This window comes from Novosphingobium sp. ERN07, from assembly GCF_012641335.1.
Lineage (GTDB): Bacteria > Pseudomonadota > Alphaproteobacteria > Sphingomonadales > Sphingomonadaceae > Novosphingobium.
The window spans coordinates 1-605 of record NZ_JABAID010000073.1 but is presented as its reverse complement, the minus strand read 5'-3'; the positions used below and the strand labels follow the sequence as shown (position 1 = coordinate 605).

Below are 605 nucleotides of genomic sequence, written 5' to 3'. Positions count from 1 at the left end.
GCAATGCCCACCAGCCCGCTCAAATGCCCGCACTCGACCCGTCAAACACAAAACCGGTCAGCGTGCCGCCAAAGTCGCGGTTATTGCGGGTGTCCATCTCGTTACCGCAAGAAAGACGCAGGCTGATCTTGAGTTTGATCCCCTCGGACATGACCGACAAGAAATGTTGAAACGTGAGGCGGGGCAATGCATTGTGCGTTTCGCAGATGATCAATCGAGTTTCGTGACTGTCCGTATCCAGTCCTCTATCTCCGATTCGAGCCAAACCGCGCATTTCGGGCCGAGTGATCTTGATTTGGGAAACCGCCCATCGCTCATGCGCTGGTAAATGGCAGATCGGCGCAGCCCAGCGCGGGCCATTACATCCGGCAGACGCAGAAGACGGGCCGGCGGCGTTGCTTCGGCGACATGTGACGTGTAGGTTTCATTCTGAGTTGACTGGGGCATCGCTAATCTCATTTTCTTGGGTTCGCCCCCCAAACTCCGAATTTACCGAGGCAGCGACATCGTGACCTGCCCCCCGAAAGTTCCCTCATTCTGATGTAGAGTCTGCCACTGTAAGGAGCAGACGCATGAGGAAGAGCCGTTTCACCGAGGCGCAGATT

Annotated in this window: 2 protein-coding genes; both read right to left on the bottom strand. The window is 56.2% G+C overall.

The features are described 5' to 3' along the window. Window positions 1-19: 19 nt before the first annotated feature. Window positions 20-151, bottom strand: coding sequence for a hypothetical protein (locus HGI47_RS22975; protein WP_255461019.1), 132 nt, complete (start codon window positions 149-151; stop codon window positions 20-22). Between the two features lie 59 nt (window positions 152-210). Continuing rightward, window positions 211-447 (bottom strand): AlpA family transcriptional regulator, encoded by a 237-nt coding sequence (locus HGI47_RS22135; RefSeq protein ID WP_168854904.1) that lies wholly within the window; start codon window positions 445-447, stop codon window positions 211-213. Window positions 448-605: the final 158 nt, after the last annotated feature.